Source organism: Burkholderia sp. M6-3, assembly GCF_050858985.1.
In the GTDB taxonomy this organism is placed as follows: domain Bacteria; phylum Pseudomonadota; class Gammaproteobacteria; order Burkholderiales; family Burkholderiaceae; genus Paraburkholderia; species Paraburkholderia caledonica.
In genome coordinates, this window is the sequence record NZ_CP110090.1 from 1,088,753 (window position 1) to 1,114,215 (window position 25,463).

General features: G+C 62.1%; 18 protein-coding genes and 1 pseudogene. 12 read left to right on the forward strand and 7 right to left on the reverse strand.

What is annotated here, in order from left to right; all coding sequences use genetic code 11:
* Positions 1 to 35 precede the first annotated feature (35 nt).
* The gene (gene boxB, locus OH764_RS04715) at positions 36 to 1,463 is read left to right on the forward strand and encodes a benzoyl-CoA 2,3-epoxidase subunit BoxB (RefSeq protein WP_498848204.1); all 1,428 of its coding nucleotides are present in this window, start codon (positions 36 to 38) and stop codon (positions 1,461 to 1,463) included.
* A gap of 87 nt (positions 1,464 to 1,550) precedes the next feature.
* The gene (gene boxA, locus OH764_RS04720; RefSeq protein ID WP_498848205.1) at positions 1,551 to 2,792 is read left to right on the forward strand and encodes a benzoyl-CoA 2,3-epoxidase subunit BoxA; all 1,242 of its coding nucleotides are present in this window, start codon (positions 1,551 to 1,553) and stop codon (positions 2,790 to 2,792) included.
* Positions 2,793 to 2,825: 33 nt separating this feature from the next.
* Here boxA and OH764_RS04725 read toward each other — a convergent pair whose 3' ends face one another.
* Positions 2,826 to 3,566, reverse strand: coding sequence for a TetR/AcrR family transcriptional regulator (locus tag OH764_RS04725; protein ID WP_020065404.1), 741 nt, complete (start codon positions 3,564 to 3,566; stop codon positions 2,826 to 2,828).
* 302 nt (positions 3,567 to 3,868) lie between these two features.
* Between OH764_RS04725 and OH764_RS04730 the strand changes: the two genes are divergently transcribed.
* The 8 genes from OH764_RS04730 to OH764_RS04765 all read left to right on the forward strand — a co-directional run bounded on the left by OH764_RS04730 (position 3,869) and on the right by OH764_RS04765 (position 13,798).
* Positions 3,869 to 5,149: a Zn-dependent hydrolase gene (locus OH764_RS04730; protein WP_088174812.1), complete on the forward strand. Its 1,281-nt coding sequence runs from the start codon at positions 3,869 to 3,871 to the stop codon at positions 5,147 to 5,149.
* Positions 5,150 to 5,316: 167 nt separating this feature from the next.
* Positions 5,317 to 6,666 carry an NAD(P)-dependent oxidoreductase gene (locus OH764_RS04735; protein ID WP_498848206.1) on the forward strand — a complete coding sequence of 450 codons (1,350 nt, stop codon included), beginning with the start codon at positions 5,317 to 5,319 and terminating at the stop codon, positions 6,664 to 6,666.
* A gap of 60 nt (positions 6,667 to 6,726) precedes the next feature.
* Complete coding sequence (gene preA, locus OH764_RS04740) at positions 6,727 to 8,055, forward strand: NAD-dependent dihydropyrimidine dehydrogenase subunit PreA (protein ID WP_498848207.1); 1,329 nt, start codon at positions 6,727 to 6,729, stop codon at positions 8,053 to 8,055.
* Positions 8,056 to 8,182: 127 nt separating this feature from the next.
* Positions 8,183 to 9,694, forward strand: a complete 1,512-nt coding sequence (locus OH764_RS04745; RefSeq protein ID WP_020065408.1) for an NCS1 family nucleobase:cation symporter-1 — start codon at positions 8,183 to 8,185, stop codon at positions 9,692 to 9,694.
* 52 nt (positions 9,695 to 9,746) lie between these two features.
* Entirely contained in the window at positions 9,747 to 11,198 is a 1,452-nt protein-coding gene (gene hydA, locus OH764_RS04750) for a dihydropyrimidinase (RefSeq protein ID WP_498848208.1), read from the forward strand.
* Positions 11,199 to 11,548: 350 nt separating this feature from the next.
* Positions 11,549 to 12,331 (forward strand): amino acid ABC transporter substrate-binding protein, encoded by a 783-nt coding sequence (locus OH764_RS04755; RefSeq protein ID WP_498848209.1) that lies wholly within the window; start codon positions 11,549 to 11,551, stop codon positions 12,329 to 12,331.
* Positions 12,332 to 12,353: 22 nt separating this feature from the next.
* Entirely contained in the window at positions 12,354 to 13,031 is a 678-nt protein-coding gene (locus tag OH764_RS04760) for an amino acid ABC transporter permease (protein ID WP_020065411.1), read from the forward strand.
* Positions 13,031 to 13,798, forward strand: a complete 768-nt coding sequence (locus OH764_RS04765) for an amino acid ABC transporter ATP-binding protein (RefSeq protein WP_027775500.1) — start codon at positions 13,031 to 13,033, stop codon at positions 13,796 to 13,798. Before OH764_RS04760 ends, OH764_RS04765 begins: the two co-directional genes overlap by 1 nt.
* 125 nt (positions 13,799 to 13,923) lie before the next feature.
* On the opposite strand, the gene leuA is transcribed toward OH764_RS04765, so the two are convergent.
* Positions 13,924 to 15,642 carry a 2-isopropylmalate synthase gene (gene leuA, locus OH764_RS04770; RefSeq protein ID WP_498848210.1) on the reverse strand — a complete coding sequence of 573 codons (1,719 nt, stop codon included), beginning with the start codon at positions 15,640 to 15,642 and terminating at the stop codon, positions 13,924 to 13,926.
* Positions 15,643 to 15,944: 302 nt separating this feature from the next.
* Between leuA and OH764_RS04775 the strand changes: the two genes are divergently transcribed.
* On the forward strand, positions 15,945 to 16,451 hold the full coding sequence (locus tag OH764_RS04775) for a hypothetical protein (RefSeq protein ID WP_498848211.1): 507 nt from the start codon (positions 15,945 to 15,947) through the stop codon (positions 16,449 to 16,451).
* A 62-nt stretch (positions 16,452 to 16,513) separates the two neighbouring features.
* On the opposite strand, the pseudogene OH764_RS04780 reads toward OH764_RS04775, so the two are convergent.
* From OH764_RS04780 to OH764_RS04790, 3 genes and pseudogenes are all read right to left on the reverse strand, one after another.
* Positions 16,514 to 18,382, reverse strand: a pseudogene (locus tag OH764_RS04780) (glycosyl transferase family 1).
* Positions 18,383 to 18,524: 142 nt separating this feature from the next.
* Positions 18,525 to 19,787, reverse strand: a complete 1,263-nt coding sequence (locus tag OH764_RS04785; protein WP_498848212.1) for a DUF3443 domain-containing protein — start codon at positions 19,785 to 19,787, stop codon at positions 18,525 to 18,527.
* 267 nt (positions 19,788 to 20,054) lie between these two features.
* Positions 20,055 to 20,516 (reverse strand): DUF2844 domain-containing protein, encoded by a 462-nt coding sequence (locus tag OH764_RS04790; RefSeq protein ID WP_498848213.1) that lies wholly within the window; start codon positions 20,514 to 20,516, stop codon positions 20,055 to 20,057.
* Between the two features lie 343 nt (positions 20,517 to 20,859).
* Between OH764_RS04790 and bamC the strand changes: the two genes are divergently transcribed.
* Complete coding sequence (bamC, locus tag OH764_RS04795) at positions 20,860 to 22,092, forward strand: NlpB/DapX family lipoprotein (protein ID WP_498848214.1); 1,233 nt, start codon at positions 20,860 to 20,862, stop codon at positions 22,090 to 22,092.
* 406 nt (positions 22,093 to 22,498) lie between these two features.
* On the opposite strand, the gene OH764_RS04800 is transcribed toward bamC, so the two are convergent.
* A complete protein-coding gene (locus OH764_RS04800) occupies positions 22,499 to 23,425 on the reverse strand; it encodes a DMT family transporter (protein ID WP_498848215.1) in 927 nt (308 codons plus the stop codon).
* 380 nt (positions 23,426 to 23,805) lie between these two features.
* Positions 23,806 to 25,404 carry an L-lactate permease gene (locus OH764_RS04805; RefSeq protein WP_498848216.1) on the reverse strand — a complete coding sequence of 533 codons (1,599 nt, stop codon included), beginning with the start codon at positions 25,402 to 25,404 and terminating at the stop codon, positions 23,806 to 23,808.
* Positions 25,405 to 25,463 lie beyond the last annotated feature (59 nt).

The window sequence follows — 25,463 nt, forward strand, 5'->3', positions numbered from 1 at the left end:
TACGCCTCTCACCTTCCGCATTGCAAGGAACGACCATGTCAACGATCAACTACAGCGAAAAGATTCCGAACAACGTCAACCTCGCCGACGATCGCGCGCTGCAACGCGCGCTCGAGCAGTGGCAGCCGAACTTTCTGTCGTGGTGGGGCGATATGGGCCCAGAAGGCTCGCACGGCTACGACGTGTATCTGCGCACGGCGGTGAGCGTGGACGCGGGAGGCTGGGCGCATTTCGATCATGTGAAGATGCCGGACTATCGCTGGGGCATCTTTCTGACGCCGGGTGACCAGGATCGCAAGATTCACTTCGGCGAACATAAGGGCGAAGCCGCATGGCAGGACGTGCCCGGCGAGCACCGCGCCAATCTGCGCCGTATCATCGTGACGCAAGGCGATACGGAGCCCGCTTCCGTCGAGCAGCAACGACACCTCGGCTTGACCGCGCCTTCCATGTACGACTTGCGCAACCTGTTTCAGGTCAACGTGGAAGAAGGCCGGCATCTGTGGGCCATGGTGTACCTGCTGCACCGCTACTTCGGCCGCGACGGTCGTGAGGAAGCCGAAGCACTGCTGGGGCGTCGTTCCGGCGACGACGACAATCCTCGCATTCTCGGTGCGTTCAATGAGAAAACGCCGGATTGGCTCGCGTTCTATATGTTCACGTACTTCACTGATCGCGACGGCAAGTTCCAGTTGTCCGCACTCGCGGAATCGGGCTTCGACCCGCTCGCGCGCACCACGAAGTTTATGTTGACGGAAGAGGCGCACCATATGTTCGTCGGCGAATCGGGCGTTTCGCGCGTGATTCAGCGGACTGCTCAGGTGATGAACGAACTCGGCACCGACGACGTCGCCAGGATTCGCGCGGCCGGCGTGATCGACTTGCCGACCATTCAGCGCTATCTCAACTTCCATTACTCGGTGACGATCGACCTGTTCGGCGCGGACCATTCGTCGAATGCGGCCACGTTCTATAGTTCGGGCCTGAAGGGCCGCTATGAAGAGGGCAAGCGCGACGACGATCATCAATTGAACGGACAGAGCTACAAGCTGCTGGATGTGCAGGACGGCAAGCTCGTGGAACGCGAAGTGCCCATGCTCAATGCGATGAACGAAGTTCTGCGCGACGACTACATCAAGGACTCGGTTGCGGGTGTAGGACGCTGGAACAAGGTGCTCGAAAAGGCCGGCATAGACTTCCGCATGACGGTGCCGCACAAGGCGTTCAACCGGCAGATCGGCACCTTTGCGGGCACACGCGTGTCGCCCGACGGCCGCGTGATTGGCGAAACGGAGTGGGCCGCAAACGAAGCGAAGTGGCTCGCCACACCGGAAGACCGCGCATTCGTTGCTTCGCTGATGGGTCGCGTCACGGAGCCCGGCAAATTCGCGAACTGGATTGCGCCGCCTGCGATGGGCGTGAACCGTCAGCCGGTCGATTTCGAATACGTGCGCTTTAACTGAACGCCGGTATCGCGCAACGCAGGAGTTGCTGAAGTTGCATGAAGCGCGCGTGGCAAGCTTGCGCGTCACAACATGGTGGAGGAAGTCATGAACGGCCCAGTGTCGATCGAGGTTCTCAGGCAGCATCTGATCGATCCGGAAATCTGCATTCGCTGCAATACGTGCGAAGAGACCTGTCCGATCGACGCGATCACGCACGACGAAAACAACTACGTCGTGAAAGCGGATGTCTGCAACGGCTGCATGGCGTGCGTGCCGCCTTGTCCGACCGGCGCGATCGACAACTGGCGTACCGTATTGAAGGCAGACGCATATCCGGTCGAAGAACAATTCACGTGGGACGTCCTGCCGGAGCAGAACACAATGGCCGCGCCCGCGGTGGAGGAATCGCCCGCGGCGGACACTACCGGCGATGCAGCGGCGAACGCGAGCGGCATTGAAGTAGACACCGTGCGCGGGTCAGTCGTGCCGCCGTGGTCCGCCGCGAAGCCTTACGTCAATCTCTACACACACAAGACGCCGACTACGGCGACTGTGGTCGGCAACTACCGGCTTACCGACGTATCGACGGAAAGCGACATACATCACATCGTGCTCGACTTCGGAACGATGCCGTTTCCGGTGCTCGAAGGTCAATCGATAGGCATTCTTCCGCCCGGCGCGACCGGCGACGGGCGCGTGCACCACGCGCGCCAATATTCGATCGCCAGCCCGCGCGACGGCGAGCGCCCCGGCTACAACAACGTTTCGCTGACGGTGAAGCGCGTCGCACAACGGCATGGCGATTCGATCGACGGAGTCTGCTCGAACTATCTGTGCGATCTGAAAAAGGGCGACGCGGTCACGGTGATCGGCCCGTTCGGCAGCACGTTTCTGATGCCGAACCATCCGAATTCCCATCTTCTGATGATCTGCACGGGCACCGGTTCGGCGCCGATGCGCGCAATGACGGAATATCGCCGGCGCCGTCGCCTGAAGGGAGCAACGGGCAAGCTGATGCTGTTCTTCGGTGCGCGTACCAAAGAGGAATTGCCATACTTCGGGCCGCTAACTAATCTGCCGAAGGATTTCATCGACACCAATCTTGCGTTCTCGCGCACGCCGGGGCAGCCCAAGCGCTACGTGCAGGACGCGATGCGCGAACGCGCGGTGGACGTTGCGCAGATGCTCAAGGACGACAATACGCATATTTATGTATGCGGGCTAAAGGGCATGGAAGACGGCGTGCTGCAAGCGCTGAAGGAGATCGGCGAGCAGCATCAGCTGGATTGGGAAGCGCTGTGGGCAAAGCTCAAGAAAGAAGGGCGCCTGCATCTGGAAACGTATTGATCCGGCCGCGCCAGAAACCGCTACCGCGAAGCGTCACCGGCCTGGCGCCCGTTGTGCCGGCGACACTGCTCCGCATGCGCGAATGACCAGTTGCACGACTTCTTCGGTCGTCGCCTCGAACGACTTTTGCGTCATCGCGCGCTTGCCTTTCAGCGCGCGAATCTGTGCGTCGAAGTCGGCATAGTGCTGGGTCGTCGCCCAGATCATATACATCAGCGTGCGCGCATCGACAGGCGCGAGCAGGCCTCGTGAGATCCAGTCGTCGATTACTTTTACACGGCTGTCGAGCCAAGGCTTGACGCGTTCCGTGAGAATGTCTTCCATATGCCCGGCGCCGTGAATGATCTCGCTCGCCCACACTTTTGAGCCGAGCGGACGCCGCCGCGACAGTTCCATTTTCGCGCGCACATATCCGCCGATTGCCTCCACCGGATCGTCGCTGCATTCGAAAGTATCGGCTGCGCGGTACCAGTCTTCGAACAGGTCTTCGAGCACACGCCGGTAAAGCGCAAGCTTGGTCGGGAAGTAGTAATGCACGTTGGCTTTCGGTAAGCCCGCGCGTTCGGCGATCATCGCGGTGCTCGCGCCGTCGAGTCCGCGTTCCGCGAAGACCGCTTCCGCACAAGCCAGAAGATGCGCTTCGTTCGACTCGCGAATGTGCGCCTTGCGCCGCCGCAAAGGCGCGCGCGTTTCGTCGTTTTCCGTGATGCCCCCAGCCACGTCGTCGTCTCTCATGTTCGCCTTCGGCGGCATGGGCGCCGCGTCGCGCTTCATTCTAGTCGCTCGACGCATTGCTCACCTACGTATTTTGGAAGCCGCTTTCAGCCCTGCTGCAATGCAATGGCACGCTTCTCGCTCTTGGTTTGCCCGTGCGAAAAGCATTGATTTGGCGGAGTTAATCGTCTACAACCTGTCCAACCGGACAGGATTGAGAAAGCGGGACATGCACCAGGGTTAGCCCTCGCTATGAGAAGCAACCGGGAGCATGGAACCTGCACCGCAGCCGTGCGGAGACGCCCCAAAAGCCGCCGCCCATGCACCAGTTTCATGTCGGTTCACCGGAAGGAGCGAGACGAATGAACGCGGTATCCGAAGCGCTAAAGCGGGCAGAGCCCGCCACGTCGATCAGGATCGACGGCAAGCGGCTGTGGGACAGCCTGATGACGATGGCAAAGATTGGTGCAACGCCTAAAGGCGGCGTATGCCGCCTTGCGCTGACCGACCTCGACAAGGAAGGGCGAGACCTGATCGTTAGCTGGGCGAAGGAAGCCGGCTGCACGGTCAGTGTCGATCAGATGGGCAACGTGTTCATGCGCCGCGCAGGACGCAATCCCGATGCGCTGCCTGTGATGACCGGCTCGCATGCGGACTCACAGCCGACGGGCGGGCGCTTTGACGGCATCTACGGCGTCTTGGGCGGTCTCGAAGTGATTCGGAGTCTGAACGATCATGGCATCGAGACCGAGCATCCGGTCGAAGTCGTGATCTGGACCAACGAGGAAGGCTCGCGTTTTGCGCCGGCCATGGTTGCGTCGGGCGTGTTCGCGGGCGTGTTCTCGCTCGAATACGGACTGTCGCGCAAAGACGTAGATGGCAAGACGATCGGCGAGGAACTGCAGCGCATCGGCTATGCGGGCGATGTACCGTGCGGCGGTCGCCGATTGCATGCGGCGTTCGAACTGCATATCGAGCAGGGGCCGATTCTCGAAGCCGAGCAGAAAACCATTGGCGTGGTCACGGACGCGCAAGGTCAGCGCTGGTACGAAATCACGCTAACGGGACAGGAGGCGCACGCGGGTCCGACGCCGATGCCGCGCCGGCGCGATGCACTGCTCGGTGCTGCGCGAGTAGTCGACCTCGTCAATCGAATCGGGCTGGATAACGCGCCGCTCGCATGCGCGACGGTCGGCATGATGCAGGTCTATCCGAACTCGCGCAACGTGATTCCTGGGCGGGTGTTCTTTACTGTCGACTTCCGGCATCCGGACAACGCCGTGTTGGCGAAGATGGATGCCGCGTTGCGCGAAGGCGTGGCGCAGATCGCGAGCGGCATCGGCCTCGAAACCGAACTCGAACAGATCTTTTACTACGAGCCCGTTGCGTTCGACGAAGCTTGCGTGAAGTCGGTGCGGGCAGCGGCCGAGCGCTTTGGTTACTCGCATCGCAACATGGTGTCCGGCGCGGGGCACGACGCCTGTTATCTCGCGCAAGTCGCGCCCACTTCAATGGTGTTCGTGCCGTGCGTCGACGGGATCAGCCATAACGAAATCGAGGACGCCTCCTTCGAATGGATTGAGGCCGGCGCGAACGTATTGCTGCACGCGATGCTGGAGCGTGCGTGCGAGCCGGTTTCATAGTGCGCCGATCAATGCGGCTTGCGAGCGCCGTCCCGGCTTCTGATCGCGAGCCGGATTACCTGCTTTAACAGCTTCACCGTAGCGCCAGAAAAACATGCCGTCCGGGCTTCGCTCACGCGAGAGCCGACAGGTTCGGCTGCGTCCTCAAATCGACAGAAGGAACGTGTATGGCTATCAAGCAAACAGGCGACATCGCCGCGCAACGCCTGTCGCCCGAGCAGCTTTCCTGCGAGTTCTCCGACATTGCACCTTTGCTCGACGCGAGCGCCGCCGCCGCGGCGGCGAGCCGTTGCCACTACTGTTACGACGCGCCTTGCGTCAACGCTTGTCCGACCGGGATCGATATTCCCAGCTTCATTCGCAAGATTGGCAACGGCAACCTGAAGGGCGCGGCGGTGGACATTCTGTCGGCCAATCCGCTCGGCGGCATGTGCGCGCGCGTGTGCCCGACCGAAATTCTGTGTGAAGGCGCTTGCGTGCGCAATCATCAGGACGCGAAGCCGGTGGCGATCGGCGCACTGCAACGTCATGCAACCGACTGGGCGATGACTCGCGGCGAAGCATTGTTCAAGCGGGCGCCCGCGACCGGCCGGCACGTCGCAGTGATAGGCGCGGGGCCCGCGGGGCTCGCGTGCGCGCATCGCCTTGCACTGGCGGGCCATGACGTCACCCTCTACGACGCTCGCGACAAAGCCGGCGGTCTCAACGAATACGGCATTGCCGCCTATAAAACAGTCGACGATTTCGCGCAGCGTGAAGTGCAATGGCTGTGCTCCGTGGGCGGCATCGAAATAAGAAATGGCGTTGCGCTAGGGCGCGACATCGACCTCGATACGCTGCGCAAGCAACACGACGCCGTGTTTCTCGCGATTGGCCTCACGGGCGTGCGCGCACTCGCCATGGCCGGCGAGGAACTGGGCGGCGTGATGAACGCGGTGGATTTCATTGAACAGATTCGCAGCGCACGCGACCTCGGCACGGTGCCCGTGGGCCACCGCGTCGTCGTGATAGGCGGAGGCAATACCGCGGTGGATGCGGCTGTGCAAAGCCGCAAGCTCGGCGCGACATCGGTAGCGATGGTGTATCGCCGCGGCGTCGAATCCATGAGCGCGACATGGGCCGAACGCGATTTCGCACAAACCAGCGGCGTCACGCTTATCACGCATGCAACACCTGTGCGTTTGATCGGCGAGGGCGGCGCGGTGACGGGCGTCGAGTTCGAACGCACAGTGAGCGGGGGCGACCAGGAGCGCTTCGTGATCGAAGCGGACATGGTTCTCAAGGCGATCGGCCAGACGCTCCTGCCGGTAGGCATCGAACGCGAGTTGCTGACGCTCGACGGCAGCCGCATCGCTGTCGATGCAACCGGGCAGACGTCGCTTGCCGGCGTCTGGGCGGGCGGCGATTGTGCGGCCACGGGCGGTATCGACCTGACCGTGCAAGCCGTGCAGGACGGCAAGGTGGCGGCCGCCGCTATCGATGCGCAATTCGCTCGTACCGCCGTGAAAGCCGCGTAGCGCGGATCGCTGCACAGCACTGGAAGACACAACAAAATAGCCGTCCCCAAGGAGCCGAACATGGCCGATCTGCGCTGTACGATTGCCGGCATTACATCGCCGAATCCCTTCTGGCTCGCTTCTGCGCCGCCGACCGACAAAGCCTATAACGTGAACCGCGCGTTCGAGGCCGGCTGGGGCGGCGTGGTGTGGAAGACACTCGGCCTGGACCCGCACGTGGTCAACGTGAGTTCGCGCTACGGCGCGGTGCAATGGAACGGTCAACGCATCGCGGGGCTCAACAACATCGAGTTGATCACCGACCGCCCGCTCGACGTCAATCTGCGCGAAATCGCACAGGTGAAACGCGATTGGCCCGAGCGCGCAATGATTGTTTCGCTGATGGTGCCGTGCAATGAGCGCGACTGGAAGTGGATCTTGCCGCTCGTCGAAGACACCGGCGCCGATGCAGTCGAACTGAATTTCGGATGTCCGCACGGGATGAGCGAACGGGGGATGGGCGCGGCGGTCGGCCAGGTGCCCGAGTACATCGAAATGGTCACGCGCTGGGTCAAGGAAGGCACGAAGCTGCCGTGCCTCGTCAAGCTCACGCCGAATATCACCGACATCCGGCTCGGCTCGCGCGCGGCATACAAGGGCGGCGCGGACGGCGTGTCGTTGATCAACACGATCAACTCGATCGTCGCCGTGGATCTCGACGCAATGTCGCCGTTGCCGATGGTCGACGGCAAGGGCACGCACGGCGGCTACTGCGGCCCGGCGGTAAAGCCCATTGCACTGAACATGGTCGCTGAAATCGCACGTGACGTGGAGACGCCGAACCTGCCGATTTCGGGCATCGGCGGTATTTCGACCTGGCGCGATGCGGCTGAATTCATGGTGCTGGGCGCAGGCAGCGTGCAGGTTTGCACCGCGGCCATGCACTACGGTTTTCGCATCGTCACGGATCTCGCCGACGGTCTTGCCAACTGGATGGACGAGAAAGGGTACGCGACCCTCGACGACATTCGCGGCCGCGCCGTGCCCAACGTTACCGACTGGAAGTATCTGAACCTCAAGTACGACATCAAGGCGCGCATCGACCAGGACAAATGCATCCAATGCGGCCTCTGCCATATCGCATGCGAGGACACCGCGCATCAGGCGATCATGAAAGAAAAAGATGGCGTCCGGCATTTTGAAGTGATGGACTCCGAATGTGTGGGCTGCAATCTGTGCATGCATGTGTGTCCGGTCGAACAATGCATCACCATGGAGCGCGTGGATAACGGCGAATACGCGAACTGGACTACGCATCCGAACAATCCGGCGCGAGTAAATGCTCCGGCTAGTGATGCAGAGGCGCAGTCAGCGAACGCCGAACCCGCCCACGCAGCAAAAGCCGCTTGAAATACAGGGCGAAATCGTTGTAAGCGCGGTTGTAAGCGCAACGCTTGTACCGAACCGGTGTTTTCTCTAACGCCCGACGCGCCGACAGAAGCCGCGCGGGCTTCAACGATTTAGTGGAGATCTTTCGATGAAGCAGACCGCGCAACCCGTCGATCCGCAATTCGCGGCCGGCGCGCAAGGCAGCAGTCTTTACAACGACGACCTTGCACCCACCGGCCCCGCGCAGCGCACCTGGCGCTGGTATCACTTTGCAGCGCTGTGGGTGGGCATGGTGATGAACATTGCGTCGTACATGCTCGCGGCCGGATTGACTGAAGAGGGTATGTCGCCGTGGCAAGCGGTGTTGACCGTGCTGCTGGGCAACCTGATCGTGCTCGTGCCGATGCTGCTGATCGGCCACGCGGGCGCCAAGCACGGCATTCCCTATGCGGTGCTGGTGCGCTCGTCGTTCGGCACGCAGGGCGCGAAATTGCCGGCAATGCTGCGCGCCATCGTGGCCTGCGGCTGGTACGGCATTCAAACGTGGCTTGGCGGCAGCGCGATCTATACGCTGTTGAACATTCTCACCGGCAACGCGCTGCACGGCGCAGCGTTGCCGTTCATCGACATTTCCATTGCACAGCTCGCGTGTTTTCTCGTGTTCTGGGCTTTGCAGATCTACTTCATCGTGCATGGGACGGACTCGATCCGCTGGCTCGAAAGCTGGTCGGCGCCAATCAAGATCGTGATGTGTATTGCGCTTGTCTGGTGGGCGACGTCGAAAGCGGGCGGGCTCGGTTCGATGCTCGCGGCGCCTTCGCAGTTCGTGCCGGGCGGCAAGAAGGAGGGCATGTTCTGGGCGACTTTCTGGCCGGGCCTTACCGCCATGGTCGGCTTCTGGGCCACGCTCGCGTTGAACATTCCCGACTTCACGCGCTTTGCAAAAACGCAGCGCGACCAGATTGTCGGGCAGTCGATCGGTTTGCCGGTGCCCATGGCTTTGCTTTCGGTAATCTCGGTGGTGGTGACGTCCGCTACCGTGGTGATCTACGGCAAGGCGATCTGGGACCCGATCGACCTGACGAGCCGCATGACCGGCATTGGCGTAGGCCTCGCTCTCATCATCCTCACGCTCGACACGATGTGCTGCAATCTTGCCGCGAATCTCGTCGGACCCGCTTATGATTTTTCGAGCCTGTGGCCGAAGGGCATTTCGTATCGCGTCGGCGGCATGATTACCGCGACCATCGCAATCGTCATGATGCCGTGGAAGATTCTCGCCACCACGCAAGGCTATATCTTCACGTGGCTCGTCGGTTACTCCGCGCTGCTCGGTCCGGTGGCGGGCATTCTGATGGTCGATTATTTCCTGATTCGCGGCACGCGGCTCGATACCCGCGAACTATTCGACGAGCGCGGCGAATATAGCTATACCGGCGGCTGGAATATCGGCGCGGTGGTCGCGCTCGTGATCGGTGTGCTGCCGAACCTACCGGGCTTTTTGCACACGGCGTTTCCTGCTTCGTTCGCGAACGTGCCGTCGATCTTCAATACGGTCTATACGTATGCATGGTTTGTCGGGCTCGCGTTGGCGTCGATCGTGTACAGCGCCTGGATGAAACTCAGCAAGGGACCCAGCGCGCGCGTCGCGAGTGCATGAGATAAACGCGTATGTAGCAGCGACACAAGCAAATTCATAAGGAGGCGGCAACATGACGACCCTGATTCGCGGCGGCACCATTATCGACGCGGAGAACACGTATCGAGCGGACGTGTTGTGTGCCGACCCGCAAGACGGCGGCACCATTCTGCAGATCGGAGCGGACCTGGAGGCGCCGGCGGGTGCGGCGATCGTCGATGCGGGCGGGCAGTATGTGATGCCCGGCGGCATCGATCCGCACACGCATATGGAGCTGCCCTTCATGGGCACCACCGCGAGCGACGACTTCTATACCGGCACTGCAGCGGGTTTGTCGGGCGGCACCACGAGCATCATCGACTTCGTGATTCCTAGTCCGAAGCAAAGCCTGATGGAAGCGTTCAAGCAGTGGCGCGGCTGGGCGGAGAAGGCGTCGGCGGATTATGGGTTTCATGTCGCCGTGACATGGTGGGACGACTCGGTGTATCGCGACATGGGCACGCTCGTGCATGAACATGGCGTGTCGAGCTTCAAGCACTTCATGGCCTACAAGAACGCGATCATGGCCGACGACGAAGTACTGGTGAACAGCTTCTCGAGATCGCTCGAACTCGGCGCGCTGCCCACTGTGCATGCGGAAAACGGTGAACTGGTGTTTCAGTTGCAGCGCCAGCTGCTTGCAAAAGGCTTCACGGGGCCCGAGGCGCATCCGCTGTCACGGCCGCCCGAGGTCGAAGGCGAGGCGGCCAATCGCGCGATTCGTATCGCGCAGGTGCTGGGAGTGCCGGTGTATATCGTGCACGTGTCCGCGAAAGACGCTGTCGATGCGATCTCGCGGGCGCGCAGCGAAGGGCTTCGGGTATTCGGCGAAGTGTTGCCGGGGCATCTCGTGATCGACGAAGCCGTGTATCGCGATCCCGACTGGACGCGCGCCGCAGCGCATGTGATGAGTCCGCCGTTTCGCTCGGCCGAACATCGCGAGGCATTGTGGCGAGGTTTGCAGGCCGGCCAACTGCACACCACCGCGACCGATCACTGCGTGTTCTGCGCGTCGCAAAAGGCCATGGGCCGCGAAGACTTCACGAAGATTCCGAACGGCTGCGGCGGTGTTGAAGATCGCATGGCGGTGCTGTGGCATCACGGCGTAAACTCCGGGCGTCTCACGCCGAACGAGTTCGTGCGCATTACGTCGACGAACGCCGCACAGATCTTCAATCTGTACCCGCGCAAAGGCGCAGTGCGTGTCGGCACCGATGCGGATATCGTCGTATGGGACCCCAACGCAAGCAAGACGATTTCCGTGAAGACGCATCATCAGAAAGTCGACTTCAACGTGTTCGAAGGCATGACCGTGCAAGGCGTGGCCATGCATACGCTCACGCGGGGCGCGCTTGCCTGGACCGACGGCGATCTGCGAGCCGTGAGAGGCGCTGGGCAGTATCAGAAGCGCCCGCCGAATGCTGCTTACTTCGACGCGATCCGCGTGTCGAACAAGCTGAAAGAGCCGCATCCCGTCGAGCGGTAGCGCTCGAGCGTCCAGACTGCGGCGCGGGCGGGCAAGCTCGCGCCGTTTTTCCTTTCGGCGCCGTGCAATCGCCGCGGCACCGCTGTCTCGCGTTTTCCCCGATGGCGTCCCGCCCATGTTCCATGTTGCGATGCATGCCGCGTCGTCACATCTGCTGTAGAGTTGGAATTCATGTGATAGTGGAGGCGATGGCTGCGGCTTAGCATGAATGCGCATATGGCTTGGAAAGCTGATCCTTTGTAAAAACGCAGGCCGTTTGCTACAGTCCGCCCACTCCGCCGGGCACGAGCGCCGGTGGGACTGCCAACACGCGTCCAGGCATGCGGCCTGACCACCTTAGGGAGCCACTCATGAAGTCGATTCGTTCCATTGTGCTGATCGCGCTGTTTCACGCGGTAACCGTGAGCCCCGTGTTCGCCGCCGATGAACTCGCGCAGATCAAGTCCTCGGGCGTGTTCAGGATTGGTACGGAAGGCACTTATGCACCGTTCACCTATCACGACGAATCGGGCAAGCTAACCGGCTTCGACGTGGAGGTCGGCACGCAGATCGCGCAGCGTCTCGGCGTCAAGCCGCAATTCGTCGAAGGCAAATGGGACGGGCTGATTGCCGGTCTCGACGTGAACCGCTACGACGCGGTGATCAATGAAGTCGCGGTGACCGACGCGCGCAAGCTCAAATATGATTTCTCCGACCCGTACATCACGTCGCATGCTGCACTGATCGTGCGCTCGGACAACAACACGATCAAGACTTTCGACGATCTGAAGGGCAAAAAGTCCGCCAACACGCTGACCAGCAACTTCGGCAAGATCGCCGCCGCGCACGGCGCGGAAGTGATTCCCGTGCAGGGCTTCAATGAATCGATCGATCTGCTGACCGCGGGCCGTGTCGATGCAACCGTAAACGATTCGCTGTCGTTCCTCGACTTCAAGAAGCACAAGCCGGATGCGAAGGTGAAGATCGCCGCGCTGGACACATCGCCGGAAAGCAGCGACAAGTCCGCTGTGCTGATTCGCAAGGGCAGCCCGGAACTCGTCGCGGCGATCAACAAGGCGCTCGCGGATATGAAGAAAGACGGCACCTACGCGAAGATCTCGCAGAAGTACTTCGGAAAAGACGTCTCCAAATAAACGCCTTTCGCGAGTCTGAATCATGCCGGCATGGTTGCATCTGATGGCGCACTCGCTGTGGCCCCTGCTATATGCGGGGCTCGTGTTCACGGTGCCGCTCACATTGGCTTCGTTTGCAATCGGACTCGCGCTCGCGTTTATTGTCGCGCTGGTGCGGCTCTTTGGGCCGAAATGGGCAGTGGCGGTGGTGCGCTTTTACGTGTGGCTGTTTCGCGGCTCACCGTTGCTCGTGCAACTATTCGTGATCTTCTACGGCTTGCCGAACGTAGGCATCGTGCTCGATCCGTTGACGGCGGCGATTATCGGCTTCTCGCTGAATGTGGGCGCCTACAACTCGGAAGTGATTCGCGGCGTAATCGAGTCGATCCCGAAAGGACAATGGGAAGCCGCGTATTCAATGGGAATGACGCGCGAACAGGCGCTGCGTCGTGCGATCTTGCCGCAGGCCGCACGCGTCGCGCTGCCGCCGTTGTCCAACTCGTTTATCGCGCTCGTGAAGGACACGTCGTTGGCCGCTGTGCTGACCGTGCCCGAAGTGTTCCAGGCAGCGCAGAGAATTGCTTCGGTTACCTACGAACCGTTGATTCTTTATACCGAGGCTGCGCTGGTGTATCTCCTGTTCAGTTCGGTGCTCTCGTCGGCTCAAGTGAGGCTTGAACGGAAGTTCGGCCGTCATGCACTCTTTCAGGCGGGCAACTAATGATCCGACTGGAAAAAATCGACAAGTATTTTTCCGGGCTCCGTGTGCTCAACTCGGTCGACCTGCACCTCGCGCAGGGCAACGTGACTGCGTTGATCGGGCCGTCGGGTAGCGGTAAAAGTACGCTGTTGCGTTGCGTGAATCTGCTGGAAATTCCCGAGGCCGGCTCGCTCGAAATCGGCGATCAGCAACTCACGTTCAGCCGCGACGAGCGGCCGTCGCGCGAAACGGTCCTGACTATCCGCCGCCGTACCGGCATGGTGTTTCAGAACTTTCAGTTGTTTCCGCATCTCACGGTGCGTCAGAACGTGATGGAAGGTCTCATCACCGTGCTGAAATGGGACAAGGAAAAGGCGCGGGCCCGCGCTGACGAATTGCTGGAGAAAGTCGGCATCGCGCACAAGGGCGATGCATGGCCTGTCACCCTGTCGGGCGGGCAGCAGCAGCGCGTTGCGATCGCGCGAGCATTGGCGCCGTCGCCCGAAGTACTGTTATGCGACGAGCCCACGTCCGCGCTCGATCCCGGACTCGCCGCCGAAGTGGTCGAAGTACTCAAACAACTCGCGAATGAAGGCATGACCATGCTGATGGCGACGCATGATTTGCGGCTCGCCGCTACCATTGCACGCGACGTGGTGTTCCTCAACAACGGCGTAGTGGTGGAGTCGGGGCCGTCGCGCGATGTGTTCATGAGGCCGCAGCAGGAGGAAACCGCGCGCTTCGTCTCGACGTTGACGCACAGCTTGCCCGATGCGTGGACCGAGTGAAGCGGACGTGAGCGAGTACCTTTAATAAGAAAGCCGCTGAGATATGCAATAAAGAAGAAAGGGGCGCCAGTTCAGAACTGCGCCCCTTTTCCATATCAGGCCATTAAAGGCACTTTATTGGTGTCTTACGCTTCTACGGGCTCTGCTTCGTTGTCCAGCGCCGTTTCGAAGAACCTTGCCTTCGCCTCTTCACTGACGCGAGCATATGCGCGGTTCACGCCGCTGATCACCGCTCGAATGGACGCAGTCACCAGATTGGCGTCGATACCCACGCCAAACGCACTGCCGGTCACGTCCGCACCGGCCATTTCGGCGACGGCGACCGCGCGGGCATCGGCGCCTTGTGTCAACGCGCGCTCCTCATAGTGCTGGATGCGCACGGGCACACCCATCGCGTGCATCAGTGCGTCGAGCGGACCGTTGCCTTCGCCGTTCAACACGCGCCGGGTGCCATTGATATCGACAGTCAGCTTGATGCGCTCGCGTCCGTCCTGCTCGGACAGGCTGTGGCCGATGTAGTGCACCGGCGCGGTATTCTGCACGTACTCTTGCTGGAACAGTTCCCAGATCTGCGACGGCGTGACTTCCTGTCCGCTGTCGTCGGTAAAACGCTGCACGGCCGAACTGAAATCCACCTGCAAGCGGCGCGGCAACACGACGCCGTAGCTCTGCTCGAGCAGGTACGCGATGCCGCCCTTGCCAGACTGGCTGTTCACACGGATCACGGAATCGTAGGTGCGGCCAAGGTCGTTCGGATCGATCGGCATGTACGGCACTTCCCAGATCGCGTCGGGTTTCTGCGCAGCGAAACCTTTTTTGATCGCATCCTGATGCGAGCCGGAGAATGCGGTGAACACCAGATCGCCCACATACGGATGACGCGGATGTACGGGCAACTGCGTGCATTCCTCGGCCGTGCGCGCGATTTCGTTGATGTTCGAGAAGTCGAGTCCAGGATCGATGCCCTGCGTGTACAAATTGAGTGCGAGCGTGACGAGGTCCACGTTGCCGGTGCGCTCGCCGTTGCCGAACAGGCACCCTTCGATACGGTCCGCGCCCGCCATCACCGCGAGTTCCGCTGCGGCCACGGCGGTGCCGCGATCGTTATGCGGGTGCACCGACACGATCAACGAATCGCGGCGCGCGAGGTTGCGGTGCATCCATTCGATCTGGTCGGCGTAGACGTTCGGCGTGGCCATTTCGACCGTTGCCGGCAAATTGACGATGGCCTTGTGTTCGGGCGTGGGTTGCCAGATGTCGAACACCGCGTCGCAAACTTCCTTCGCGAATTCGAGTTCGGTGCCGCTGAACACTTCAGGGCTGTATTGCAGTGTGAAATGCGTTTCCGGCGCGGCATCGGCGAGACGCTTCATCGTGCGCGCGGCTTTTTGCGCGAGTTCCTTGACGCCGTTCTGGTCGAGCCCGAACACGATCTTGCGGAATTCCGGCGCGGTTGCGTTGTACAGATGGACGATCGCGCGCGGCGCGCCACGCAAAGATTCGAACGTACGCTCGATCAGATCGTCGCGGGCTTGCGTCAACACTTCGATCGTTACGTCGTCGGGAATGTGGCCGCCTTCGATCAACTCTCGCACGAAGTTGAAATCGGTCTGCGATGCCGACGGAAACGCGACTTCGATCTCCTTGAAACCGATCTGCACAAGCGTCTTGAACATGCGCATCTTGCGCTCTGCGTTCATCGGCTCGAACAGAGCCTGGTTGCCGTCGCGCAGGTCCGTGCTCATCCAGATCGGCGCGCGCGTGATCGTGCGCGACGGCCACTGGCGGTCCGTCAAATTGATGGGCTTGAAGGAGCGGTACTTGGTAGCAGGGTTCTTCAACATTTTCATCGTCCGTGGGTTCGACTGGCTGGTAGTCGACCGGACGACAAGAACACAAAGCAGCGCCGCCGGTCGGAAACCGGGGCTGGGTCAGTTACTGGGGAATTATGCGGTGCTTCGGATGTTTCAGATGGAAGCGCGCAGCAGCAGACCTAGCCCGGTAGAGCGGGCTAGTAGTAGCGATAGGGTGGTCTGGGCGCGGTACATAGTGCGCAATAGGAACATATTATTGGGACGGCGTCAAGCGGGGCGCTTGCGCGCAGTGCCAGGCTACAATTCCCGACGGCTTGAAAAACGGAACATCAATGAAGATTCGGATTGTCACTATCGCGTGCGCTGCGACCGCCGCAGCACTCCTCGCGGCCTGCACGGCTGTCTACAAGAACTCGGACGCGTGCGAGCAGTTAATGCGAAGCAAGCTGGCAGAAAAATCGTCCGATACGCTTAAGATCGGCCATACGGGCGCTGGAATCGACGGCTCACGCGTCGTGGTGGAAGGGTCCATTGAACATGTGATGACGGCGTCTGAAGTAGCGGCCGCATCAGCGCGAGCAGCGTCGGGCGCTCGGGCAGGACGCAGAGTGGCGGCCTCGGGTGTGGGAGCGGCTTCGTCTGTTTCGCAGGCGGCTTCGTCGGTCACCGCGTCGGAGGCTGATGCGCTCTCACGGAAGCCGACTAAACCGAAGAAGCTGATTCTGGCCGCGGCCGCTGAATGCACGTTCCATGGCCCCACGCTGGACACGTTTAGCTGGCTAGCGCCGGCAAAGCTGGCGGCGCCCTCCGACCCGGAAGCGAGCGAAGCGGACGAGTAAGCTCCCGAGCGGCCGGTCCGTTATCGAGGTGACTGTCCATTCACCGCCTGACATTGCGCTGCCTATCTGCTCTCCAGCATCAACGCTAGCGCGCTTTCGGCAAACGCCTCAGGCCGGCCTTCAAAGCAGCGCTCAACTGCGCGCGTGTCGATCAGCCGCTGCCGCAATGCCGTGCGTTCGTCGTGTCCGTCGATCATTCACACCGCTGCCGCGATATACCCCTCGACGTTGTCCGCCGTTGTCCACGGCGGCATACCCACGCGCTCGAATAGCGCGCCGTCTATCCGTTCGAATACCTCAGGCCCGCGCTTGCACACGCCCGGCAAACCGAGCGTGAGCGCGTCGACGATCCCGTTCGTATTGCCGAACGGAAACGGACTTAGAAAGAGATCGGAGCGATTGACGCGCTCCAGGTAGCCCGCATACTGACAAAACTCGTGCACGACCGCGCCCTGTACCGCGCGTCCGATGACCTCGCGCATCTGGTCGAGCGCGAGGCCGGCCGGCACGCCGCTCATGAAGTGGAACTCGACGGGCGTCGCGGCCCGCGCACCGATCTCGCGACACGCAGCGAGAAAACCGGGGTTGAGCTTCATCGCGCTAGCGGTAATGACCACTTCTAGCGTTTCGCGCTCAGGCGGAATGCGCGCGGAGATCTCCGGCAACGCAACCGAAGGTCGATACGGCTGGCCGTCTTTCGGCAGCTTCATCAGGCGTTCGCTGAAACATCCAGGATCGCCGACGTAGTCTTCCTCGACGCTCACGTAGTCGATCTTGTCCGAGTGCGTGGTGGCCGGGTGCCCGAGGCCCGCGATCTGTAATGGCGCGACGCGCAGATTCGACATGAATACCGTCATCACGAACATGCCGACGCTCGGCATATACAGCACGTCGGGCTTTTCGCGCTCCGCAAAGTCGCGAATGGTCCGCAGACATTCCCCGATGTACTCCGGATCTTTCAGTTCGATAAAACGGTCGAAGACCGCTCGCCCGATATCGTCGATTGCATAGCCGAAGCCGAAACCCACCACCTCGAAATGCTTGCGCGCTGCCTCGATAGTGCGCGAGTGCGTGCGGTAAATAGAATGCGCACCGCCGAACCACTCGAGCACGACCATCATCAACGGCTTTTTGCGGCGCTTCGCGTTCTTCGGCGTCTTGGGGTTCGCCGCGTTCGCCTTGCACGGTGGCGCCGGCAGGTCGGTCAAACCGAGTTGCGTGAGCTTGCGGCGCACGAGCACATTAATGTCACGCTTGATCTCATGACGGCGCGGCGTTTCTGCGTAGCTGCAAAACATGTAGGCGTTGTGCAGCAAAGCGGTGGGCAGATCGTCGAGGTCGCCGATCTGCTGCAGTTTGCCGGGAAGCCACTCGATCAGTGCCTCGCGCTTGAGGTGCGCGCTCGGCGAACCCTTGAAAACCGGCGCCAGCAGGACGAGTGCGAGGGAGGCCGCAAGCACCTTGTCGTACACCCACAGCGCGACGAAGTCCAGCTCCATTTCAGAGCCGGTTGAATACAGCACGCAAAGCTTCTCGACGAAACGGTCGCCTGCAAGAAACTGCCTATCGTGCGCGCCGCGCGGATTCAGTTGGCAAGCGACATGGTCCGCATTGCCAAACGGCGTAACCGAGAACAACAAACCCACCCATTCATGCAGCGTCAGAAAGAGCCTGAAACATTCACCGGGCAGCTGGAACTCAGGATCGGCAAAGAGCGTGGAGGCCGCGCTAGCGAGTCGCGTACAGAAGCGCGTGCGTTGCTCGGCAGGCGCAAGGCCGCTCATGCCCGACGCAAGAAAGCTCTCGTCCAGCAGACCGCGTTTGTGCTGCAGCAGTGCGAATGCCGAGAGAAGCTGGATCGACGCACGGATATGCTGCCGTGTGTAGACGAGCTGCTCGAATTCGTCGAGCGAAAAGGTGGCTTCTTCCATCAGGAGGGCGCGGGTAGTTATGCATGACTAACGATTTTCCAGATGCGTTAGCCGCGAACGACGATTATCGCAGCCAGCCGATATCGAATTCGCTCGATCCACGAATTTGCGAATTTTCAGCACGGTAAATGAGGCCTCCCACTCAGAAGGCGTAGTAAGGTCCGGGCCCCGCCGACGTCGCGCGCGATGCAATCGCGGTGTACACACGGCGCCCGAAAAAGAACGGCAGGCCCCAGCCGAAGCCGCTGCTTGCTATGCCCGCCATGTTGTTGAAGGCGTTGTTCGCCGATGCAAACAGAACCCGCGAGTCGCCGACCGAAAACGTGACCGCGTTCGCGGTGCCGTCCGTACCGGTGATTGTCGCCGTCGCCGACTGCGTCGAACTCGGGCAATACCAGTAGCCGCATGTGGGCAGTTGCGTGTCGCGATAGAAGAGGCCGTTCGAGCCGGTGTCGAGATAACTTTGCGTGTACGTTTGAGCGCCTTGCGTGGTCGTCACGTAGCCGGTCTGCGGATTGCCCTTCAAGACCCGCGCGCTGCCGAGCGTGTTGTTTGCCTGAGTGCCGATGCCGAAGATCATCGACCCGGAAACGGTGAGCGCGCCGCTGTCGGGGACCGCGGGAAGATCGATCACCACGCCGTTGTTGTCGAGGGCGAAGCGGCTGACCGGATTGACCACCTGCTGTGCGAGAGGCTGCGCTGCCGGCACGCAGGCGCCGCCCGCGTCGCAGCCGTAATACCAGCGTGGCAGCGCCGCTGTCGCGCAGGCGCTGCCGCAGTCGGCCGCGAACGCGCCGACGCCGAGAATGCCGTTGGCACGCAGCGTGTCGAGCGTGAGCATCGACGGACCGGAGCCGGCGCAGTCCGCAGGAACCGTCGGCACCGCAGGGTCGGCAATCAGTTGAATCGCGATCGACGCGGCCAGTTGTCCGGCCATGCGCACGTCCGCGCTGCGCACCGCGCCCCACGCGTAGCCGCCGCCGAATACCGCGCATTCGCCCGATATCCCGGCGCCCGACGTTATCGCGGCAAGCGGCAAGCCAGCCGGTATGGCCGAGGCAAGAATGCGCAGACCGTGCGAGCCGGTGTCCACCTGAATGTTGTCGATGGTCGCGCAGTTGTCCGTACCCGGCTGACAGATCGTGACGCTCGTGGTCAGCATGTTGCGCGTGAGGCGCGGCGCAGCCGTCACGACGATCGGTTGCACGTTGGGCGTGTTCGACTGTGCGACGGCCGTGCCGCTCGGGCTCGAGGCGGCAGTCGGCGCCGACGCGAGAGGCGCGCTCGCCGCCCCTGAACTGCTCGCCGGGGTGGTCGCGGCCTGGCCGCCACCGCTGCCGCCGCCACATGCAGAAAGAGCCGCGCAGACGAGCAGCAGGACAGGGAGTGAGAAATTGAGCTTCATGGCGTCAACGTGGGTCGGCAGTCGTTTTGGTTGTTGTTCCGGGCGCCTGGTGGTGCGGGCGCGCTGAGGCGAATAGTTGAGGCGCTTCTGGGCGTGGCTTGCCGCAATCGGGTTGAAGTCCGGCACCAGCGCAGCAACAGGATTTGCGCGGCTGACCACGCGTTGCCCGGTTCGTCTGCTGACGCCGAACGGGTTGTCCGATGGTCTTCGAACTGGGCGCGGCACCGAAACAAGCGCTCGGTCCATCCGGAAGCGTCTAGACCAGCGTCAGCGGAGGTCGTCGGCGGTGACGCCCGGCGGCAACGCGCCCGGCAGCCATGCGCGGCCCGCATAGCCGCGCATGGGTCCGCCCGATTCCACGATCACGTCCGGCCGCGCGACGCGCGACGCGTGCAGATTGCCGTCGACCGCGGCCGCAGCGCCCGCCCGGTAAGAGCCGGCGTAATTGCCGAGCAGGGCGACGAGATCGGGCATCGTCGGGCCCTGCCACGTATAGGCGACGATTTCGCCGGTGCTCGTCGCGTATTCGTTGATGGCGGTGTTGCCCGCATCGGTCGATGTGCGCAGGCGCAGCGCGCCGTTCAGCAAGCTTTGCGGCGCCGCGGCGTGGCCCGTCGGCTGCAGCGGCATCACACCGCCCAGCTGAGCGCAAGCATGGGCACTGACGCACAGCGTCGCGACGGCAATCGCTGACGCGGTAATGACGCGAAAGAAATGGGCTTGGGGCATGACAGTCTCCGTGGCGTGGCGCGTTTGTTCTTCTCGCGAAGTCGATTTGAAGATATCACTCGCGCTTCCTGACGAAGCCTGGCGCCCGTTTCGCGGCCCTGTGTTATCGCAAAAGTGACGGGCGTCGAGCCTGCAAAGAGTCTTTGAAAACAATGTTCTGACAGACGCGTCGCATGCACCTGACAGGCCATTCGGAATGTTTGCCGAACGTTAAATATGATGCATGCGGTGAGTCCGTCGGGCGGGGCAAACCCCGGTTTTTGCACAGGGCTCGCCGGGATCGGTAAAATATCGGGTTGATCCACGGAAACTTGCCGTGGCGTAGCGGAAGGATTCCCCGAACATGACTGATCTTCGTCTTACCAAGCGGTTTGCAGTAATGCTGATGGCGGGCGGGCTGGTCGCCGGCTGCGGCACGTCGTCGCCGACCAAAGTCGACTACAAGAGCGACTCCAAATCGAAACAGGTGTCACTCGCCGTCCCGCCGAACATGATCGACGAGACGCCCGATCAGCGTTCGCTGCCCCCGCAAGGCGGCGAAACCTCGCTGTCCACGCTGCGTCAGGTTCAGGCCCAGGCGCCCGCGGCCAACACGCTGGCGGTCGTGCCGCCCGTGAGCAACATGCATATCCAGCGCGACGGCACGGAAAGCTGGCTCGTGATCGACGGCAAGGCGCCGGCAGACGCGTGGCCGCAAATCCGCCGGTTCTGGCAGGAGCAGGGTTTCCTGCTGGTGGTCGACCAGCGCGACAAGGGCGTGATGGAAACCGACTGGAACGAAACGCACGCGCAGATCAACGACGGTCTGATCCGCAGCACGCTGTCCAAGGCGCTGGGCAACAGCTACGTGACTTCCGAGCGCAACAAGTACCGCACGCGCCTCGAAGCGGCGCCGAACGGCGGCACTTACGTGTTCATCAGCCAGAAGGGCATGCGCGAGGCGCTGACCGGCACGAACAACGAGTCGAGCACGTGGGAGCCGAAGGCGAACGACCCGGGCCTCGAGCAGGAATACCTGAAGCGCTTGATGGCGGCGCTCGCGCTTGCCGATTCGCGTGCGAAGTCGGGCGGCGGCCAGACAGCAGAACTGTCGCCGGCCGGCGCGCAGACGGCGCCTAACGCGGCTACGTCGGGCGCCAAGTCGGCGGCTGCGGCCACTGCGGCGCAGAATGTCGCCCTTTCGGCACAGCAGCCGGTGCGCGATCCGGACGCGGCGAACGCATCGGCGCAGTTGTCGTCGAACGAACTGACGCTCGGCGAGCCGTACGACCGTGCATGGCTGCGCGTGGGCCTCGCGCTCGACCGCAGCAATTTCACCGTCGACGACCGCGATCTGAGCCGCGGCCTGTACTTCGTGCGTTACGTCGATCCGAAGGACATGTCGTCGGCCGAGCAGGGCTTCTGGAGCCAGGTATTCCACGGCAAGAAGGAAAAAGTGGCCAAGCAGTATCGCGTGAACGTGCGCGCGCTGACGCCTGACCAGACCCGCGTCGCCGTGGTCGACGACAAAGGTGGTGTCGACGAAAGCCCGCAGGCCACGCAGATCATGACTCTGATGGCCGATCAACTGCACTGACGCGTGCCGCTGCAACCGGCGGCAAGTTGTCTGAAACCCGTCTGGGACATCGTTCCCGGGCGGGTTTTTTTATTTTGCGACGGATGCGACCACGTTGCGGTCACGCGAGGCGCCGCGTGCAGAAGTCCTGCTCACGATGAGCGGGCCGGTTTGGACCGGCGCTCAACGGGAGACAGCCATGCTCGACGTGATTCCTTACTGGATGTGGGCGGCGAGCTTGCTCGTTCTCGCGCTCGTGTGCGGTGCGGCCTTGAATCCGCAGGCGTCGCGACGGCCGCGGGCGCTGCGCACGCGTCACGCGGGCGCAGGCGCGGCCGCCCGAGGTGGCCGATGCGCTGAATTCGAACGGCGGGTTGATGTGAACGCTTCGCCTGGATTTCCCGCCGATCGACGCGTTGCGCGGCTCTCAGGTATCCGCGCGACGGGTCCCGATCCACGGCAAGCGCTTGATGACGCCCGTCGCCAGCGCCGTACCCACCAGAATCACACCGCACCCTTCGAGCATGCCGGGTGAAACGCCTTCGCCGAGAAACAGCGCGCCCCACAGAATGCCGAAGATCGGGATCACGAAGGTGACCGTGATCGCCCGCGCCGGTCCGGCCACCGCGATCAGGTGGAAGAACAGCATGTAGGCGATACCGGTGCACGCCACGCCGAGCGCGAGCACTGCCCCCCACGCGTGCAGCGAGATCGGCGCACTCGGCCAGTAGAGCACCGCGATCGGCAACAGAACGATGGTTGCACCCGTCATCGTGCCGGCGGCCACTGTGAGCGCGTCGACGCCGGTCAGGTAACGTTTCGTGTAATTGGCGGCGATGCCGTACAGCAGCGTTGCGCCGAGTGCCGCGCCAGCGGCGAGCGCGGTTGTGAGCGGCGTCGCCGACGCGCTGCCCGGGCTGGCCATCTGATCCCAGACCAGCATCAGCACGCCCAGGAATCCGATCACGAGGCCGAGCGTGCGCAGCGCGCTCAGCCGGTCGCGCAGCCAGAGGAAAGCCACGAGGCCGCCCCACAGCGGTGTCGTTGCGTTGATCACCGACGTCACGCCCGCCGACAGCGTCAACTCCGCATAGGCGAAGAGACAAAAGGGCGCCGCCGAATTCAGAATGCCAACCACGAGCAGCGGAAAAGCGCGCGTGCGCAGAATCGTCGCCGATTGTTGCAAAGGGCGGCGCGCGAGCAGCACGGCGATCAGGAAGGCCGCGCCGATGCCGACGCGCAGCGCCATCAGCGGCGCAACGCCAAAGTCGGTCACGCCGACGCGAATAAATAGAAACGACGCGCCCCACAGGGCCGCGAGGATCAGCAACTGGACGATATTTTTGGCATTCATTGTGATGGCGTCGCGCGCGGTTGAGTCGAGACGCCTGCGCATCGTATCAGCGCGAGAGGACGAAACGTTTCAGCCTGGAATGAAATGGCAAATTTCGGGAGAGGGCGTCTGACACACGTGATCGTAAGCGTGGCGCGAAGCCGCGCAAAGCGAGCAATTCTCACGCTCATGTGAGAAAAATTGCGATTCACAACGCGAGAGATAGGCGCTGGCGTCGCGGTTGCGCGAGAGTTCCGCAGTCGACGTCATGAAAAATTTCGCGGCAGTGCGTCAATCGGCAGGCTGAGTGACCCCGCGGCGCGCGCAAGACCTTGTCCGCCGTCCGCATGCCGGACAGCGCGAGCGCGCCGAGGCAGCGCACCCGCTGCGCAAACGCTGGTTCAGTGCGGAATCATCCCTTGGAGGACATTCTGCTGTAGCCAGACCAGAACGCCGAGAAGCACGGTCAACAGAATCGAATGCTTGAACGTCTTGGCGAATACCACGCCCTCCTTGCCTTTGAGGTCCGTCGTTGCCACGCCCGTCGAGATATTTTGCGGCGAGATCATCTTGCCCATCACGCCGCCCGATGAGTTCGTCGCCGCCATTAGAACCGGGCTCAGGTTCAACTGATTGGCCGCAACCACTTGAAGGTTGCCGAACAGCGCATTGCCCGACGTATCGCTGCCGGAGAGGAACACCGCGACCCAGCCGAGGAACGCCGAGACCAGCGGAAAGAACGGTCCGACCGACGCCACCCCGAGCCCAAGCGTATACGTGAGCCCCGAGTAGTTCATCAGATAGGCGAGCCCGACGATAGTCGCGACTGTGAGAATCGCGATGCGCGTCTGCACCCACGTGTCGGCGATCGCCGCGCCGAATTCACGCGCGCTGAGTCCGACCACCAGACTCGTGATGATCGCGGCGACCAGAATCGCCGTGCCGGTGGCGAGCGGCTGGAAGTCCCAGATCGCGCCGTACGGTGTGTTGTACAAGGTGATGAACACCGCTTTGTCGAGGCCCGGCCAAGGCACTTTCACGTCGCCGATCAGAAAGATTTTCGCCACGGTCCAGACGATCACGACCACGGCCACGATGATCCACGGATACCAGCCCTGGCCGCCGCCGATCTTGCCGCGCACTTCGCCGACGCGGTCGATATTCACCGCGAACGCGGGATCGGCGGCCGGTTTCCACACGCGCAGAAACGCGATCGTAACGACGAGCGACACCATCGACGACAACACGTCGGTCAGGCTGTAATTGACGTAGTTCGACGCGACGAACTGCGTGAGCGCGAAGCTTGCGCCTGAAACCAGCAGCACCGGCCAGACGCGCACCATGTTGCGAAAGCCGGCATAGACGGCGATCACGTAGAACGGCAACAGCAAGGCGAAGAACGGCAATTGGCGGCCGACCATTTTTGCGAGCGAATCGGCGGGCAAATGCGTAACCGCGCCGAGCACCGTGATCGGCACGCCGAGCGCGCCGAATGCCACGGGCGCCGTGTTGAAAATCAGCGTGAAGGTGAGCGCCTCGAGCGTCGGAAAACCGAGCAGGATCAGCAGCGAACTCGTGATCGCGACCGGCGTGCCGAAGCCGGAAATTCCCTCCAGCAACGCGCCGAACGAAAAGCCGACCACGACCAGCACGACGCGCCGGTCGTTCGGCAGGTTGTCGATCATCCACATGCGAAAGGCCGCGAAGCGCCCGGAGCGTTGCGCGATGTTGTATAGCAGGATCGCGGTGAAGACGATCCACATGACTGGCCAGCACGCGAACACGGCGCCAGCCGCGACGGAGTCGAGCGCGAGCCCCACTGGAAACCGCCACACGGCAATCGCGACGACGAGGCCGACGATCAGCCCCGCGAGCGACGCCTGCCACGCAGGCCGGCGCGCCCAGCCGAGCAGCAACAGCACGACGATGATCGGCAATGCCGCGACGAGGAACGACGGAAGCAGGGAATTGCCGACCGGAGTGAGTAGTTGATGAAACATCACGTCTCCTTCGTTGTTGTTCGAAATCGACGCGTGACTGCGAATGACGGGACGCGTCG